Genomic DNA, 17,707 nt, shown 5'->3' on the forward strand with positions numbered 1-17,707 from the left:
TGCCGATTTAGAAGCTCAAATTCCTTTGATTTTGGCAGAATTGGATCGCCTAGGTCCCCCTGATGAAGATCTTTCCAAATGAAACAACGATTAAAAAACTTACTCAAAAAATGGTTTCCTACTATTCATCCACTGCCAACCAAACGGCTAGCTCGCTGGGAAAAAGAACTTCTGTCAGCACCACCAGATATTAAGGATGAGGAAACAATTAAGCATGTAGAAATATTGGACTACCTTGATAATAAGGAATGCCATATCCGTAACACTCAACGCCGCGCCCGGAGTATTACCCTAATCCCGGTTACATTAGGGATCATTAGTAGCCTTATTCTAAATATTAATGGATTTATCAAAGATCGTAAAAATGATGAGAGGGGTATTCATCAGTGGGTCAATTTAGTAAAAGAGGAATATGGTGACGAATTTTATCTACGCAATGATCTACCCAGCTATATGGAAAATGCCCGTTATATTGGTAACGATAAAGAGATATCTCTGAGAAAATATCTTCACTATCGCTATACCTTTTATCCTAGTAGTTCAAGGATTATCAAAATTGATATAGGTTTCCTGCTTCTTTACCTAATAATTATTCCACCGTTTGTTTGGGGAGTATTCTTTTCCCAGAGACAAGCTCCATTAATTATCGACCGTGAACGGCAAATTTTTTACACCTGGTACAAAGGTAAAGCTTATGCCGCTCGTTATCCACAAGTAGGCATGGCAGAAAAAACTAACATTCTTTTCCTCAAAGTCTACGGCCTGGACGAGAACAATCAACTTATCGGGCGTGGTTTTATCCCTAACGTCAGCAGTTATACTTTTGCCTTCTTAAGTAGTGGCAATGATAAAGGTTTGGCGCTGGCTTTTATGGTGAAATTTTTATTAAACGGTAAAGAGGTGGTCAGTAAAGTAGATTATAAACGCCGTGAGCCGCTTATTTGGTGGAGTAAAGATAAAAGACCTGCCAATTTAGACGCTCAAATTCCATTGATTCTGGCAGAATTGGATCGCTTAGGTCCCCCTGATGAAGATCTTTCCGAATGAAACAACGATTAAAAAACTTACTCAAAAAATGGTTTCCCACTATTCATCCATTGCCAGCCCAACGGCTGGCACGCTGGGAAAAAGAAATTCTGTCAGTACCTCCAGATATTAAGGATGCAGAAACCATCAAACATGTGGAAATATTGGACTATCTTGATAATAAAGAATGTCATATTCGCAATACCCAACGCCGTGCTCGGAGTATTGCCTTGATCCCGGTCACACTGGGGATTATTAGTAGCCTAGTGTTAAACGTTAACGATTTTATGGAATCGCGAAAAAAGAATGAAGCGTGGATACATAGTTGGGTAAATTTAGCTAAAAAAAAATATGGTGAAGAATTTTATCTGCGCAATGATTTGCCTGATTATATGGAAGATGCTCGTTATATTGGTAACGATAAAAAGATCTCCCTGAAAAAATATCTGTACTACCGCTATACCTTTTACCCAAGTAGTTCCCGGCTTCTCAAAATTGATATAAGTTTCCTATTGCTCTATCTACTGATTATTCCACCTTTCTTATGGGCCATATTTTTTTTACGCCGTCAAGCACCATTAATTATCGATCGCGAACGACAAATCTTTTACACCTGGTACAAAGGTAAAGCTTATGCAGCTCGTTATCCACAAGTCGGCATGGGGGAAAAAACTAATATTCTGTTCCTCAAAGTCTACGGCCTGGATGAGAACAATCAACTTATCGGGCGTGGCTTTATCCCTAACGTCAGCAGTTATTCTTTTGCTTTTTTAAGCAGTGGCAATGATAAAGCTCTGGCAGTCGCTTTTATGGTGAAATTCTTATTAAACGGTAAAGAGGCGGTCAGTAAAGTGGATTATAAACGCCGCGAGCCGCTTATCTGGTGGAGTAAAGATAAAAGACCCGCCGATTTAGAAGCTCAAATTCCTTTGATTTTGGCAGAATTGGATCGCCTAGGTCCCCCTGATGAAGATCTTTCCAAATGAAACAACGATTAAAAAACTTACTCAAAAAATGGTTTCCTACTATTCATCCTTTGCCAGCCCAACGGCTGGCCCGTTGGGAAAAAGAAATTCTGTCAGTACCGCCAGATATTAAGGATGCAGAAACCATCAAACATGTGGAAATATTGGACTATCTTGATGATAAGGAGTGCTATATTCGCAACACCCAACGTCGCGCCCGGAGTATTACTTTGATCCCTGTAACACTGGGATTAATTACCAGTATGTTATTAACAGTAAATGATTTCATAGAAGAACGAAAGAGTAATGAATCAGAAATTTATCATTGGGTTGATGTAGCTAAAAAAGAATATGGGGATAAGTTCTACCTACGTGATGACCTACCTGACTATTTAAACGGTATGAACTATATTGGTGATGATAAAAATCTGTCCCTGAAAAAGTACTTACATTATCGATATAATTATTATCGATATAGCGACTACCTTTTTAAAGTCGATATAGGTTTTCTTCTACTCTATTTGTTGATTATTCCTCCTTTTGTCTGGACCATCTTTTTCTTACGCCGCCAGGCACCATTAATTATCGATCGCGAAAGGCAGATCTTTTATACTTGGTATAAAGGCAAAGCTTATGCCGCCCGCTATCCACAAATAGGCATGGCAGAAAAAACTAATATTCTGTTCCTCAAAGTCTACGGTCTGGACGAGAACAATCAACTTATCGGGCGTGGTTTTATCCCTAACGTCAGCAGTTATTCTTTTGCTTTTTTAAGCAGTGGCAATGATAAAGGTTTGGCGCTGGCTTTTATGGTGAAATTCTTATTAAACGGCAAAGAGGCGGTCAGTAAGGTGGATTATAAACGCCGTGAACCGCTTATCTGGTGGAGTAAAGATAAAAGACCCACCGATTTAGATGCTCAAATTCCATTGATTTTGGCAGAATTGGATCGCTTAGGTCCCCCTGATGAAGATCTTTCCGAATGAAACAACGATTAAAAAACTTACTCAAAAAATGGTTTCCCACTATCCATCCATTGCCAGCCCAACGGCTGGCACGCTGGGAAAAAGAAATTCTGTCAGTACCGCCAGATATTAAGGATGCAGAAACCATCAAACATGTGGAAATATTGGACTATCTTGATGATAAAGAGTGTCATATCCGCAATCCTCAACGCCGTTTTAGGAGTATTAATCTAATCCCAGTTACATTAGGGATTATTAGTAGTCTTATTTTGAATATTAACGGATTTATCGAAGACCGTAAAAATGATGAAAAAGCTATCCATCGATGGGTTAATTTAGTAAAAAAAGAATATGGTGATGCGTTTTATCTACGTAATGATCTGCCAGATTACATGGAAAATGCCCGTTATATTGGTAATGATAAAGAAATCTCTCTGAAAAAATATTTACACTATCGTTATACTTTTTACCCAAGCAGCACCCGATTGCTCATAATTGATATAAGTTTCCTTCTGCTCTATCTATTGATTATTCCACCCTTTGTATATTGTATATTTTTTTGGCAGAGTCAGGCACCATTAATTATCGACCGTGAACGACAGATTTTCTATACCTGGTACAAAGGTAAAGCCTATGCCGCCCGTTATCCACAATTAGGCATGGTGGAAAAAGCTAATATTTTATATTTCAAAGTCTACGGCCTAGATGAAAATAATCAACTTATCGGACGCGGCTTTATTCCTAATGTCAGTAGTTATACTTTTGCTTTCTTAAGTAGTGGCAATGATAAAGCGCTGGCAGTCGCCTTTATGGTGAAATTCTTATTAAACGGCAAAGAGGCAGTCAGTAAGGTGGATTATAAACGCCGTGAGTCGCTTATCTGGTGGAGTAAAGATAAAAGACCCGCCGATTTAGAAGCTCAAATTCCTTTAATTTTGGCCGAATTGGATCGCTTAGGTCCCCCTGATGAAGATCTTTCCGAATGAAACAACGATTAAAAAACTTACTCAAAAAATGGTTTCCCACTATCCATCCACTGCCAGCCCAACGGCTGGTTCGTTGGGAAAAAGAAATTCTGGCGGCACCACCGGATATTAAGGATGCAGAAACCATCAAACATGTGGAAATATTGGACTATCTTGATGATAAGGAGTGTCATATCCGCAATCCTCAACGCCGTTTTAGGAGTATTAATCTAATCCCTGTTACATTAGGGATTATTAGTAGTCTTATTCTGAATATTAACGGATTTATCGAAGACCGTAAAAATGATGAAGCAGGGATCCATCAGTGGGTAGCATTGGTAAAGAAGAAATATGGTGAAGAATTTTATCTGCGTAACGATTTACCAGACTATATGGAAGATGCCCGTTATATTGGTAATGATAAAGAAATTTCACTAAGAAAATATTTACATTACCGTTATAATTATTATCTGCATAGCGACTCTTTTTTGAAGATTGATATAGGCTTCCTACTACTCTATCTACTGGTTATTCCACCTTTTGTTTATTGCATATTTTTCTGGAGCCGTCAGGCACCATTAATTATCGACCGTGAACGACAGATTTTCTACACCTGGCATAAAGGTAAAGCCTATGCTGCCCGTTATCCACAATTAGGTATGCTGGAAAAAACCAATATTCTGTATCTCAAAGTCTACGGATTGGATGAAAATAATAACCTTATCGAACGTGTCTTTATCCCTAATGTCAGCAGTTATACTTTTGCTTTTTTAAGCAGTGGCAATGATAAAGCGCTGGCAGTCGCCTTTATGGTGAAGTTTTTATTAAACGGAAAAGAAGCAGTCAGTAAGGTGGATTATAAACGCCGTGAACCGCTTATTTGGTGGAGTAAAGATAAAAGACCCGCCGATTTAGACGCTCAAATTCCGTTGATTCTGGCAGAATTGGATCGCTTAGGTCCCCCTGATGAAGATCTTTCCGAATGAAGCAACGATTAAAAAACTTACTCAAAAAATGGTTTCCTACTATTCATCCCTTGCCAGCCCAACGGCTGGTTCGTTGGGAAAAAGAGATTCTGGCGGCACCACCAGATATTAGGGATGCAGAAACCATCAAACATGTGGAAATACTGGACTATCTTGATGATAAGGAGTGCTGTATTCGCAACACCCAACGTCGCGCCCGGAGTATTACTTTGATCCCTGTAACACTGGGATTAATTACCAGTATGTTATTAACAGTAAATGATTTCATAGAAGAACGAAAGAGTAATGAATCAGAAATTTATCATTGGGTTGATGTAGCTAAAAAAGAATATGGGGATAAGTTCTACCTACGTGATGACCTACCTGACTATTTGAACGGTATGAACTATATTGGTAATGATAAAGATCTGTCCCTGAGAAAATACTTGTATTACCGCTATAATTATTATGAATATAGTGACTATTATTTTAAAGTTGATATAGGTTTCCTGCTGCTCTACCTACTGATTATTCCACCTTTCGTATGGGCTGTGTTTTTTTCACGGCGACAAGCACCATTAATTATCAATCGTGAACGACAGATCTTTTACACCTGGTATAAAGGCAAAGCTTATGCCGCTCGTTATCCACAAGTAGGCATGGCAGAAAAAACTAATATTCTGTTCCTCAAAGTCTACGGCCTGGACGAGAACAATCAACTTATCGGACGTGGTTTTATCCCTAACGTCAGCAGTTATTCTTTTGCCTTCTTAAGTAGTGGCAATGATAAAGGTTTGGCGCTGGCTTTTATGGTGAAGTTTTTATTAAACGGCAAAGAGGCAGTCAGTAAAGTGGATTATAAACGCCGTGAGCCGCTTATCTGGTGGAGTAAAGATAAAAGACCCGCTGATCTAGAGGCACAAATTCCGTTGATTCTGGCCGAATTGGATCGCCTGGGTCCCCCTGATGAAGATCTTTCCGAATGAAACAACGATTAAAAAACTTACTCAAAAAATGGTTTCCCACTATCCATCCATTGCCAGCCCAACGGCTGGCACGCTGGGAAAAAGAGATTCTGGCACCACCGGATATTAAGGATGCAGAAACCATCAAACATGTGGAGATATTGGACTATCTTGATGATAAGGAATGCCATGTTCATAATACTGATTGATGGTCTGGTAGGTTTCTCTCTGATTGGTATTGAATAGCCAAAATTACAATGGCTTGTTGCTGCGTTAGGGGCTGGATTAGGTTTTGGCTTACAGGAAATCTTCGCCAATATTGTTTCTGGCCTGATGATACTGTTTGAAAAACCGATCCGTATCGGCAATACCGTAACTATCCGTAACCTGACCGGCAACATTACCAAGATCAATACACGAGCAACCCCCCTTTCAGACTGGAACAGAAAAGAGATCATTGTTCCAAACAAAGCCTTTATTATTGAACAGCTTATTAACTGGTCATTATCTGACACCATCACTCGTGTTGTACTGACAATTCCTGCACCGCAGAAGCTAACAGTGAAGAGGTCACGCAAATCCTGTTAACTGCCGCTAAACACAGCGCTATGATCCTTGATAACCCAGCACCTGAAGCTTATCTGGTTGATCTTCAACATAGTATTCAGATATTTGAATGACGTATTTATGCCGCTGAAATGGGGCATCGCATGCCTGTCCGCCATGAAGTCCACCAGCTTATTCCGCAAGAATTTCATAAGCATGGCATTTCACTGCCATTCCCTCCATTTCGAATATGGGACTCTAAGCCGGACAATAGCATTCGGTTAAGCCCTCATAACTGGGAAACGCATTCATGGTCGCCAAGCAGCACCAACCATCATGGAGCCGAAGTAGAGTAAGAGACAGAGTGTAGTCATTTCTCTGCCTCTCCTCCCCGAACCGAACTGCGCCTTGCAGCGTATCCGGCTCTCCATTTATACATGGCTCATGGCCATTGCAACGTCATGATCAGAGTAACAGGCTTGTGATCTTATACCACTACATCATCAAATTAGCCCGTGCACCAAAATCACGCCGATACATAACGGCCCGACGTATCTCCATATAAACAGTAAATACCGATGGTTACGCGATGACAAATTATCCGGTATGAGTGCATTGACCTTACTTGACCAACCAAAGACGAGGCAAATGATAATACCGAACAATGGCATTAGCACATTAGACGTAATGAAATCCAATATGTCGAAGATAGATTTTCCACCTAAAGTAACGTAGCTAAGAGGACCAAACGATAAGGAAACAGGAATCCCCATTAACATAATCGATGCCGTGACTATTAAGCTGGCTTTACTACGTGACCAGTGAAAGCTCGTCTGAACATAAGCAACAATGTGCTCAAGTAGCGAAATTGCTGAGGTCAGTGCGGCCATTAATAACAATAAAAAGAAAGTAACCGCCAGAATTGAGCCACCGGGCAGGCTGGCAAAATAAATTGGCATCGTCATAAAGGTTAACCCAGGCCCCACATTTGGCTTTAAGCCAGCGGCTGCCAAGGCAGGGAAAATCATCAGGCCAGCCAAGACACAAACCAGACAGGAGAGGATAACAACCCAGATACTCGATCGACCTATCCCTTTGTTATTAGGTAAATAGGAGCTGTATGTAATGTGAATGCCCAAACCGATAGACAATGAAAAAAATGCCAGCCCTAGCGCATCTAAAATGCCTTTTCCGGTCAAACTGTCGAAATCCGGGTATAAGAATAATTTTAGCCCTTCTGATGAACCAGGCAGACGGATGCCGACAATAATTAACACGATCATGATCAAGAATAACAGCGGCATCATGACCTTAACTGACTTTTCCAGACCTTTTTGCACACCCGATAACACAACGAAACAAGTTAGCCCTGAAAATACCAGATGTGCAATAATCGGCCACCACGGGTTGCTGATGAAATTGGTGAAAATAGAGGTCAATTGAGAAATATCGGTAATATTCAACTTCCCTGTGCTCGCCATCACTGTGTAACCGATGGTCCAGCCACCAACAACGCTATAGAAACTATAAATACACCATGAACTAAATATCCCTATAAAGCCAACCCATCCCCAATGTTTGCCCAGTGCTTTTTTAAACGCATTGACGGCAACTTCGTTCGTACTACTTCCCAATATATTTTCAGCTAACAGGACCGCTAACCCAATCACAAAACTGAACAATAAAAAGACAACCAAAAATGCACCACCACCATTTGTTGCCGAAACATACGAAAATTTCCAGATGGCGCCAATACCAACGGCAGAACCGGTTGCTGCTAATATATGCCCCAGACGGGATGTCCATTGTTGACTCATTCTACCCCCGAATAGATACAGTATTAGCACATGTATCTAAACTCACAGTCGTAAGCAAAAAACCAGCAGGTGAGTTCCAAACACAGCTCGCCTGCTGGTCAAACATAGGTGAGAAAATGATATTTCCTTCCCCGACGAATAGGGCAAAGCCCATACGACCCTATACCCAAATATTTTTAGATGATAAATGGTATGTCATAGGGCGTTAAAACTACCAAAGGTGGACTAAAACCTAAACATTTTTTTCCTGATTTATTCAAAGTTCATTAACTCCAAAGAACCAGCTCTTCATTATCACTTGAGTATCCAATAAACGTAGAAACTGTTAACCGCTGAGTCCCATAGGACGGGGCAGCAGCATGTACATTTCTTGGGTTAAACAGAAGTATCACGCCCTTATTAGGTTTGTATACTATATCCAGATTGCGTATTTTATCCCTATCCATTCCATAAGCAAGATCGAGGTTTTTATTTTGAAAATTATGGAATTCTTGACCGGTAACTTTCCAGCTCCATAATTCTATCTCACCACCTTATTCTGGAGCTATATCTAATTCAGAGACCAAATGGCCTATTGGTGATAAATATGGAAAGCATGCATCTCTTAGATCAAAATTCTACTTCTTTGCATTCTGATAATAAAACTCTCTTTTTCCTATGCTGTTTATGGATTCAAAAAAATCACGCTTACCCATCCAATTCCAGGAGCATTTTCGTAGTAGCCAATCTTCATTTAATTAAGAACTTGACTAGCTATTTTTAGCATATTTCATTGTCATAACATGAGGTAATTGATACTATTTTTTCACCACCATATAATAAGTCTTTAAATACATCATGGTTTAATCTTTTAACGAGAATAACACTTGTCATTTTTTCCATCGATATAATCCCTCAAAATGCATTTATCACCTTCCCAAAAGCACAGGCCAATAATAATCGCTGTCTTTTTATGGCAGCTGGTATCTTGAAAAACTACAGCATAATAAATATTAAAATTTCAACTTATTGTTTTGATTTTATTGAATCAACAAAAACTCAGGGATTGCGCGTGAGTTAATTATCTGTTAAACATCAATAAATTATCGATGTTATAATCTCTTTATTATTAGTTATCATGGCGATAGAATCAAATAAAACTCACCATGTAGAGTTGGCTCTCGAATTCATAGAGAGGATTAAAAGGGCAAGAAACCGTAAATAAATGAAAAAACAGCGCCAATAGCGCTGCAATTACAGTGGATAATAAATTAAACCTGATACATTTTGCACAAATAATGGGAAACCGCATCATCGGCGTTTGAGCCAATTACTTCCATATCTGGCAGGATATCTTTCAAGCGCTGGTGAGCATCCTGCATAATACAGCCCTTACCTGCTACCGTCAGCATTTCAAAGTCATTCATGCCATCGCCAAAAGCAATACAATCACTCAGTTTATAACCCATAGCTTGAGCTACCTGCTCAAGTGCATGACCTTTCGAAACACCACCCGCCATAACTTCCAAACAATTGCGCAACGAGAAACTGACATTGACTCTATCACCCCAACGCGCTTTGATTTTCTCTTCCAACGTCACTAATAGATCATGATCGCCGCAGGTAAAATAAACTTTACATACATCATCGATTTTAAAGTTGTCACGCTCAAAAAGTTGATAATGGAACACTGATTCCTGAAAAAATTCTTTCTGCTCAGGGCATTCACGATTCATATACCAGTGATCATGACAATAATAATTCGTCAGAATATCAGTGTTATCAAACTCCATTAGGCACAAATCATGCACAATCTCAGGATCAACATTGTGACTGAAAACCAATTCACCCATAGCATTGTGTACCCGAGCGCCATTGGAAGTAATCATATAGGCATCAATACCAAGAACATCTCGGATTTGCGCAACATCTACATGATGACGACCAGTAGCAAAAATAAAATGAATGCCTTTATTGGTCAGTAAATTAAGGGTTTCCTTGGTGTAAGACGTTAATTTGTGATCAGGAGACAGCAAAGTGCCATCTAAATCTGAAGCAACAATGTGATACATAGTTATCATTCCTATAATTGAATTAATTCTGGTCAAAAAAATCACAAATGGCGTTGAGTGCCTGGCTACGTAATTTATCTTTTTCAAACAGGATCTCATGACGCGCCCCTTGAATAATCAAAGGTGAATGTTCTTTGATGAAAGCCCTCACTTTATTACGTGATTCACAAAAAGCCCGTAATCGGCAATTATTAACAACCTTATCTTCACTGGCTTTTAAAATTATCAATGGCGTCTCAATTTCCCCAGCTTTTTCTATCAGCATATTGCCAATCCAAATACTTTCCCGCACCCAGTGATATGTCGGTCCCCCGATACGTAATTCCGGATAATCCGCGTAATAACGGAGGTAACGGCCATAACGCTCATAACTGTGTGTCAGAAGGTTTATTAAATAAGGCAACGGACGCCATTTCCCAGTTAGCACCGCATAATGGTTGCGCATATCTGACCGCTTTTCAGCCCGGTTCACCAGGAAAGTCGCCAACCAACGTGGCATAGGAAAGTTAATACCAAACATAGGAGCACAAAGGGCTGCTGCATCAAATATCTGGCTGCGACGTAATAAAAACCCCCCTAATATTGCCGCCCCCATTGAATGAGCTAATGCATAACAGTGAGAATAATGACGAGGAAGAATTTCTCTTTCTATTAATATTTCAACGTCATCAATATAATCATCAAATTTTTCTACATGCCCTTTTTGTGGATCTGCAAGCATCCTGCTGGATCGCCCCTGTCCACGATGATCAATAATAAAAATGTCGTAGCCAAGGTGATAAAAATCAAATGCTACTTCCGAGTATTTAACATAACTTTCACTACGGCCAGGAAAGATAACAACCGCTCTATCATTTTTTACCGTTGCACAAAAACGGACATAACGTATCAGTACATTATCGACACCGATAAATTCACACTCTTCCCTGCCTTGCCAAAAATCTAATAAAGGCCCGTTGGCAAAAGTAGAAAACTGCATCTCACGATTGAGCCAACTTTCTTTCAACATTTCCGGCGTCATAAGCTGTCCTCAGACTATTCAAACTCCTCTAGGTGTTCACAAATTAAAGCCATAAAGGCGTTACCAAAACGTTCCAATTTCCGTTGCCCTACCCCATTGATTAATAACAATTCATCATCCGTAACCGGGCATTGCTCCGCCATTTCAATTAGCGTGACATCGTTAAATACAACAAAAGGCGGGATATTTTCTTCGTCAGCAATAGATTTCCGCAATTTACGTAACTTGGCAAATAGTTTGCGATCGTAATTACCACTATACGATTTACTTTGCTGACTACGCCCTTTCAGATTCTGTATTCGTGGAACAGCCAGTTTTAGCGAAACTTCACCACGCAATATTGGACGTGCAGCTTCCGTTAATTGTAATGCAGAATAATTGGCAATGTTTTGACTGATAAAGCCTAAATGAATAAGTTGCCGCAATACACTCATCCAATGTTCCTGACTCTGGTCTTTACCGATACCGTAAACCGGCAAATGATCATGTCTCATATCACGGATACGCTGATTATTCGCGCCTCTGAGCACTTCAACAATATAGCCGACGCCAAAGCGCTGCCCAACCCGGTAAATACAAGAAAGCGCTTTTTGGGCATCCACCAAGCCATCATAATTTTTCGGCGGATCAAGGCAGATGTCACAGTTGCCACAAGGGGTTTGTTTGCTTTCACCAAAGTAGTTCAATAACACCAGACGGCGGCAAGTTTGTGCTTCGGCAAAAGCCCCCATCGCATTGAGCTTATGCCGCTCAATATCCTGCTGTGTACCCGCCTCTTTCTCTTCCAGACAACGGCGAAGCCATACCATATCCGCGGGATCATAAAACAGCACCGCTTCCGCCGGCAGACCATCACGCCCAGCACGTCCCGTTTCTTGGTAATAGGATTCGATATTACGTGGAATATTAAAATGCACCACAAACCGAACATTGGGTTTATTAATTCCCATACCAAATGCCACGGTTGCCACCACCACCTGCAAATCATCACGTTGAAATGCATCCTGCACTCGCGCACGTTGACTGTTATCCAACCCGGCATGGTATGGCGCAACACTCAAGCCACGTTTTTGTAAGCGTTCTGATATTTCTTCAACTTTGTTCCGACTGTTGCAGTAAACAATGCCGCTTTTACCTTTTTGACCGCGAATAAATAGCCACAGTTGATCTAATGGTTTGTATTTTTCTATCAAGGTATAACGGATATTGGGGCGGTCAAAACTGCTGATATGGATAAGTGGATTATTAAGATTCAGTAGTCGGACAATATCATTACGAGTAGTTTCATCAGCGGTGGCCGTCAACGCAATGACGGGTAATGTCGGAAAGCGTTGCCTGAGTTGCCCCAACGCCCGGTATTCCGGTCGGAAATCATGGCCCCATTGTGAAATACAGTGAGCTTCATCCACAGCCAACATTGCTGGTTGCCATTCCAGAAGTTGTTCAAGGAAGTTATCCATCATCAAACGCTCAGGGGCGATATACAGCAATTTAACCATTCCCTGACGGCAACGCCGGATCACATCAATCTGCTGTTCACGGGCCTGAGTTGAATTCAGGCAATCTGCCGCAACGCCATTTGCCCGCAGTTGATCCACCTGATCTTTCATTAAAGATATCAACGGGGAAACAACCAAAGTTAACCCTTCCTGTACCAGCGCCGGAATTTGGTAACACAATGATTTACCGCCACCAGTCGGCATAATGACCAGACAGTCACGCCCTTCAAGAATGGTATCGATAACTTGTTGCTGACCAGGCCGGAATTGCAAATAACCAAAGGTTTTCCGCAATACCTGCTCCGTCAGTGATATCGTATTAATGACCTCTGCGGTAGACACGCTTTCCCTCAACCATATTAAAAAATCACAGACGCCATTCAAAACGCCTGAGCATTATGCTATCTCACTCTCGAAATAATTACAGCATGTCATTGAACATCATCTCGGTATAAAAGCAGGTTTTGTTAAAGGTTATAGCCGATCAAAAATTCTCCCCCAATTCATCTTACTCATCCCAATGCAGCGCCATAACGCCACATTTTCGTCTGCTATTTAAACAAAACCACAGAAAATCCTTACACTTACACAGTTGTTAATGATAATAATTTGTATTAATGTTATCAAAATTGAATATCCAAAAGTCACCTGTCTAAGAGAACCGGAATGAATACCTGGAAAAGGATGCTTATATTCGAAAATTTTAGAATTAAGCGTACCGATTTGTTTCCAGTGTATAGCGATTATGTTGGATACGATTTTTGATTATGAATAGGGATTGTTATCACCATGAGTTCACTACATATTAACTCTGATAATCACACTCTGCACCTCAACGCAGAGAACTGGCTCCATGCCAATCGCCATTTGGTGACAAAAATATTACGTGAGCTATGTCACGAAAAATTGATTAATCCTACCTATCATGGACAGCAACAGTATTCTCTGGCAATAGGTGACTACCAATACCATTTTCAAGCGGAGGCTTATCAGCTGGATCATATTGATATTGATGCCGCTTCCGTAACCAAATTCAAGGAGAATCAATCTCAGCCGCTTGATGCCATTCAACTGATTAATTGAGTTGTATCCGCTATTGGAAATCCCTGAAAAAATGCTACCGATTTATCTCGACGAGATATCTAGCACCCTCTACGGTCACGCTTTTAAATATCAGTACAACCGACTTACAGCCCAAGATTTAGCTCATGCTGATTATCAAGTCGTTGAAACGGCCATGAGTGAAGGCCATCCAGTCTTTATTGCGAATAATGGCCGCATTGGTTTTGATGCCGATGATTATCAGCGCTATGCACCTGAAAGCGCCAGCCCGGTGACTTTAATCTGGATTGCGGTACACAGGAATAAAGCTATTTTCTCTGCCTTATCCGATCTTTCATACCAACAATTAATAGAAGAAGAATTGGGGAAATATCTGCCAGCCCAATTTGAACGCCACCTTAATATGTTGGGACTATGCCCGTCAGATTATTATTTGATGCCTCTCCATCCCTGGCAATGGCAGCACCGTATCGCCATCAGCTTTGCGGCAGATATTGCCAATAATAATATTGTTTATCTTGGAGAAGGTCATGATCGCTACCTCGCACAGCAATCTATCCGTACTTTCTTCAACATTACTCAACCAAAGAAGAACTACGTTAAAACCGCCCTATCCGTGCTGAATATGGGCTTTATGCGTGGGCTCGATCCACACAGCATGGTCACAACCCCATCAGTCAATGAGTGGCTTAGCAACTTAGTCCGTAATGACAGTTTCTTCCAACAGAAGGGTTTTAACGTATTACGGGAACGTGCTGCTCTCGGTTATTTCAATAACTACTTTGAATCAGCCATTAAGAAGGACAGCCCACACAAGAAAATGTTGTCAGCACTGTGGCGCGAAAGCCCAATGACGCTGTTGCAGGATAACCAACGCTTGATGACAATGGCTTCGTTGCTGCATGTTGACCATCAGGGTAATTCCGTTATCGCTGCTTTAGTAAAGGATTCAGGTTTATATGCAGAAGATTGGGTATCACGCTATCTCGATGCTTACCTCTCTCCATTACTGCGCTCTTTCTTCACCTATGATCTGGTGTTTATGCCACATGGCGAAAACCTGATGTTGGTATTGGATAATAACAGCCCGACAAACATGTTGATGAAAGATATTGGTGAAGAAATTGCTATTTTGAATGGCGATCTCCAATTGCCTGAAGAGATTAATTTCCTGCACGTCACTATCGAAGACGACATGAAGATTAACTATATCTTCCTTGATATTTTCGATTGTTTCTTCCGCTATCTGATTCCACTGTTGCAAAAAGATCTCAATCTGCCAGAAGAGCGTTTCTGGTTACTGGTTGCACGCTGTGTCCATAATTATCAATCACAACATCTGCATCAGATTGAAAAATTCCGCAAGTTCGATCTGTTTAAGCAGGAATTTGTTCGTACCTGCCTGAATCGTCTGCAAATGGCGAACAATCAACAGATGATCGATCTTGACGACCGTGAAAAGAATCTCAAATTCGCCGGAACCTTAGTTAACCCGCTATACGCTTTACGCCATGAATACTCGGTTACTCTTCATCAAGCCGAGCAGCAATAAATAAAAATATCAACATAGATAAATACCAAAAGATTTAATTTGGGGATGAAATGAATAATAAAAAAGTGATGTATCCGTTTTTGCAAAAGGATTCTATGATTAAAAAAACAACTCTTGCAATGACTATACAGTTAGTACTGATGGGAAATAGTTATGCAATCACAGCAAATGCGCAAAATACCAGCGATAAAACCGCTGCCCAAAATGACAAGATACTCGTTACCGCTTCACAACCAGAACATGAAGGAGTGACCGAAGACACCGGCATGTACAATACCACGTCGATGATTACCGCCACCGGTCTAAACCTCTCGGCGCGTGAAACGCCACAGACCGTCAGTGTCGTGACTAAACAACGCATGCTTGACGAAAATCTGGACAGTGTTAATAGCGTCATCGATAGCACAACCGGTATGAGCATACGCCAGCTTGATAGCGATCGTTTCGGGTTTACTTCTCGTGGCATGTCTATCAATAACATCCTGCGTGATGGGGTTGCAACCTACTACGATACCCGCTTTAACTATGGTGACAATCTTTTGGATACTGACCTGCTTGATCGTATCGAAGTGGTACGTGGAGCAGCCGGTTTGATGGTTGGCCCAGGTAATCCTTCGGCAGCCGTTAACCTGATTCGTAAACGTCCAACCCGTGATTTCCGTGGCGAATTCTCTGCCGGTGCGGGTTCTTGGGATAAATGGCGCACTGGCTTGGATCTCTCTGGCCCGTTAAATGACAGCGGCAACCTACGCGGGCGTTTCGTTACAGCCTATCAAGCGGCCAACTCCTTTATTGATCGCAATAACAGTGAAAGATACCCGTTCTATGGCATCCTTGAAGCGGATTTGACAGAAAATACCTTACTGACTATAGGCGTTGATCATCAACGCAATCACACCCGTGGCGGTATGTTTGGTGGTTTGCCGATCTATTTTGCAGACGGCAGCAAAACAAACTATAAACGCAGCGACAGCTATGCTCCTGATTGGGCTTTTTCAAAAGTTCGGACCTTCTCCACTTTTACCAGCCTGCAACATAACTTTGACAACGGCTGGAGTGTAAAGGGCACCTTTACTTATGATAATAACGCTCTAGACCAAAAAGTCCTGTGGGCGACAAGTTTTCCTGACCGTAACACCAATATTGGTATGGTACCAGGTAACATGACACTTATTGATGGCAGTCGCCGCCAGAAGAACTACGATCTACAGGTGAACGGTGACTACCGGTTGTTTAACCGTACACATCATGTCAGCTTCGGCTTAAACCATCAGCAACAGGATTTCCAAAACGATTACTTCAACGCAACCTGTATGCTCAAGCGCAACTGCGCCGGACTGGGCGACTTCACCTCTCCTGGCTGGCAATATCCTGAACCAGAGTGGAGTAATACGCGAACTTATGGCTCGAAAGGCCGTAATGAACAGACCGCAGGTTATGCAGTCACTCAGATTTCTCTGGCAGATCCATTGACCTTGATCCTTGGTGGTCGAGTAACCAGTTGGCAAACACGTGGTGATAATTTCAATACTCCACAAAATGCCAGCTACAGTGACGAATTTGTTCCTTACGGTGGACTGATCTACAACATTACTCAAGACTTGTCGGTTTACACCAGTTATACCGAAATATTCAATCCAGAAAACCACCGTGACCGCAATAATAAATTACTTGCCCCAGTGTCTGGACAAAACTATGAAGTGGGCCTAAAAGGCGTCGCCTTCGATAACAGTCTTGATTACTCACTGGCAGTCTTTGAAATCCGTCAAGATAACCTGCCATTAGTAGATAACAATGCACCGAGACTACCGGATCTCTCCATTCCTCGTTATACAGTGGATGGTACCAAAACTCGCGGGTTCGAAGCAGAAATCAGTGGTCAACTGACAGATAACTGGCGTCTTTATACTGGTTACACACAATTCCGGGCAACAGATCCTAATGGTGTACGAATCAATTCCAATATGCCAAATAAGTTGTTTAAACTGTTTACCACCTACACCTTGCCAGGTGCGATGAGCAATCTGACCATTGGTGGTGGTGTTAACTGGCAGGATAAAACCTGGTTGACCGTTGATGGGCCTGGAAAAACATCAATGCAAGCGGAACAAAACAGCTTTGCTGTGGTTAACCTGATGAGCCGTTATCAATTCACACCGGATCTCTCTTTGACGGTTAACCTGAATAACGTCTTTGATAAGACCTACTACACTCAGTTTGGTCAATATTCTCAGTATTACTATGGCGCACCTCGCAACATTGAGGCGATCTTGCGTTATAAGTTCTGAGTTTAAAGTCATAATGACAC

Annotated in this window: 13 protein-coding genes and 2 pseudogenes; 10 read left to right on the plus strand and 5 right to left on the minus strand. The window is 41.3% G+C overall.

Translation table 11 applies throughout. The features are described from left to right. Nucleotides 1–78 precede the first annotated feature (78 nt). The 8 genes and pseudogenes from EAE90_RS13410 to EAE90_RS13445 all read left to right on the plus strand — a co-directional run. On the plus strand, nt 79–1,047 hold the full coding sequence (locus EAE90_RS13410) for a hypothetical protein (protein ID WP_214053913.1): 969 nt from the start codon (nt 79–81) through the stop codon (nt 1,045–1,047). Continuing rightward, entirely contained in the window at nt 1,044–2,012 is a 969-nt protein-coding gene (locus tag EAE90_RS13415; RefSeq protein WP_214053914.1) for a hypothetical protein, read from the plus strand. Before EAE90_RS13410 ends, EAE90_RS13415 begins: the two co-directional genes overlap by 4 nt. After that, complete coding sequence (locus EAE90_RS13420; protein ID WP_214053915.1) at nt 2,009–2,977, plus strand: hypothetical protein; 969 nt, start codon at nt 2,009–2,011, stop codon at nt 2,975–2,977. Before EAE90_RS13415 ends, EAE90_RS13420 begins: the two co-directional genes overlap by 4 nt. After that, nucleotides 2,974–3,942, plus strand: a complete 969-nt coding sequence (locus EAE90_RS13425) for a hypothetical protein (protein ID WP_214053916.1) — start codon at nt 2,974–2,976, stop codon at nt 3,940–3,942. The genes EAE90_RS13420 and EAE90_RS13425 overlap by 4 nt, the downstream gene beginning before the upstream one ends. After that, a complete protein-coding gene (locus EAE90_RS13430; RefSeq protein WP_214053917.1) occupies nt 3,939–4,907 on the plus strand; it encodes a hypothetical protein in 969 nt (322 codons plus the stop codon). Before EAE90_RS13425 ends, EAE90_RS13430 begins: the two co-directional genes overlap by 4 nt. After that, nucleotides 4,904–5,872: a hypothetical protein gene (locus EAE90_RS13435; protein ID WP_214053918.1), complete on the plus strand. Its 969-nt coding sequence runs from the start codon at nt 4,904–4,906 to the stop codon at nt 5,870–5,872. The genes EAE90_RS13430 and EAE90_RS13435 overlap by 4 nt, the downstream gene beginning before the upstream one ends. Beyond that, nucleotides 5,869–6,060, plus strand: a complete 192-nt coding sequence (locus tag EAE90_RS13440; protein WP_214053919.1) for a hypothetical protein — start codon at nt 5,869–5,871, stop codon at nt 6,058–6,060. Before EAE90_RS13435 ends, EAE90_RS13440 begins: the two co-directional genes overlap by 4 nt. Beyond that, a pseudogene (locus EAE90_RS13445) lies at nt 6,047–6,753 on the plus strand (mechanosensitive ion channel domain-containing protein); the annotation flags it as partial. The gene EAE90_RS13440 and the pseudogene EAE90_RS13445, both read left to right, overlap by 14 nt. Nucleotides 6,754–6,900: 147 nt before the next feature. Here the strand turns inward: EAE90_RS13445 and EAE90_RS13450 are convergent. The 5 genes from EAE90_RS13450 to recQ all read right to left on the minus strand — a co-directional run bounded on the left by EAE90_RS13450 (nt 6,901) and on the right by recQ (nt 13,127). After that, entirely contained in the window at nt 6,901–8,214 is a 1,314-nt protein-coding gene (locus EAE90_RS13450) for a sodium-dependent transporter (protein ID WP_214053920.1), read from the minus strand. Between the two features lies 1 nt (nt 8,215). Beyond that, on the minus strand, nt 8,216–8,368 hold the full coding sequence (locus EAE90_RS24705) for a branched-chain amino acid transport system II carrier protein (protein WP_214053921.1): 153 nt from the start codon (nt 8,366–8,368) through the stop codon (nt 8,216–8,218). Nucleotides 8,369–9,464: 1,096 nt separating this feature from the next. Further along, nucleotides 9,465–10,265, minus strand: a complete 801-nt coding sequence (yigL, locus tag EAE90_RS13460) for a sugar/pyridoxal phosphate phosphatase YigL (RefSeq protein ID WP_214053922.1) — start codon at nt 10,263–10,265, stop codon at nt 9,465–9,467. Nucleotides 10,266–10,287: 22 nt separating this feature from the next. Next, on the minus strand, nt 10,288–11,286 hold the full coding sequence (gene pldB / locus EAE90_RS13465; RefSeq protein WP_214053923.1) for a lysophospholipase L2: 999 nt from the start codon (nt 11,284–11,286) through the stop codon (nt 10,288–10,290). Nucleotides 11,287–11,300: 14 nt separating this feature from the next. Then, complete coding sequence (gene recQ, locus EAE90_RS13470; RefSeq protein WP_214053924.1) at nt 11,301–13,127, minus strand: ATP-dependent DNA helicase RecQ; 1,827 nt, start codon at nt 13,125–13,127, stop codon at nt 11,301–11,303. A gap of 447 nt (nt 13,128–13,574) precedes the next feature. Between recQ and EAE90_RS13475 the strand changes: the two are divergent. Together EAE90_RS13475 and EAE90_RS13480 are read left to right on the plus strand one after the other, a co-directional pair. Further along, a pseudogene (locus EAE90_RS13475) lies at nt 13,575–15,399 on the plus strand (IucA/IucC family protein). 50 nt (nt 15,400–15,449) lie between these two features. After that, entirely contained in the window at nt 15,450–17,687 is a 2,238-nt protein-coding gene (locus EAE90_RS13480; RefSeq protein WP_422615996.1) for a TonB-dependent siderophore receptor, read from the plus strand. Nucleotides 17,688–17,707 lie beyond the last annotated feature (20 nt).

Origin of the sequence: Photorhabdus caribbeanensis (assembly GCF_018448885.1) — a bacterium.
In the GTDB taxonomy this organism is placed as follows: domain Bacteria; phylum Pseudomonadota; class Gammaproteobacteria; order Enterobacterales; family Enterobacteriaceae; genus Photorhabdus; species Photorhabdus caribbeanensis.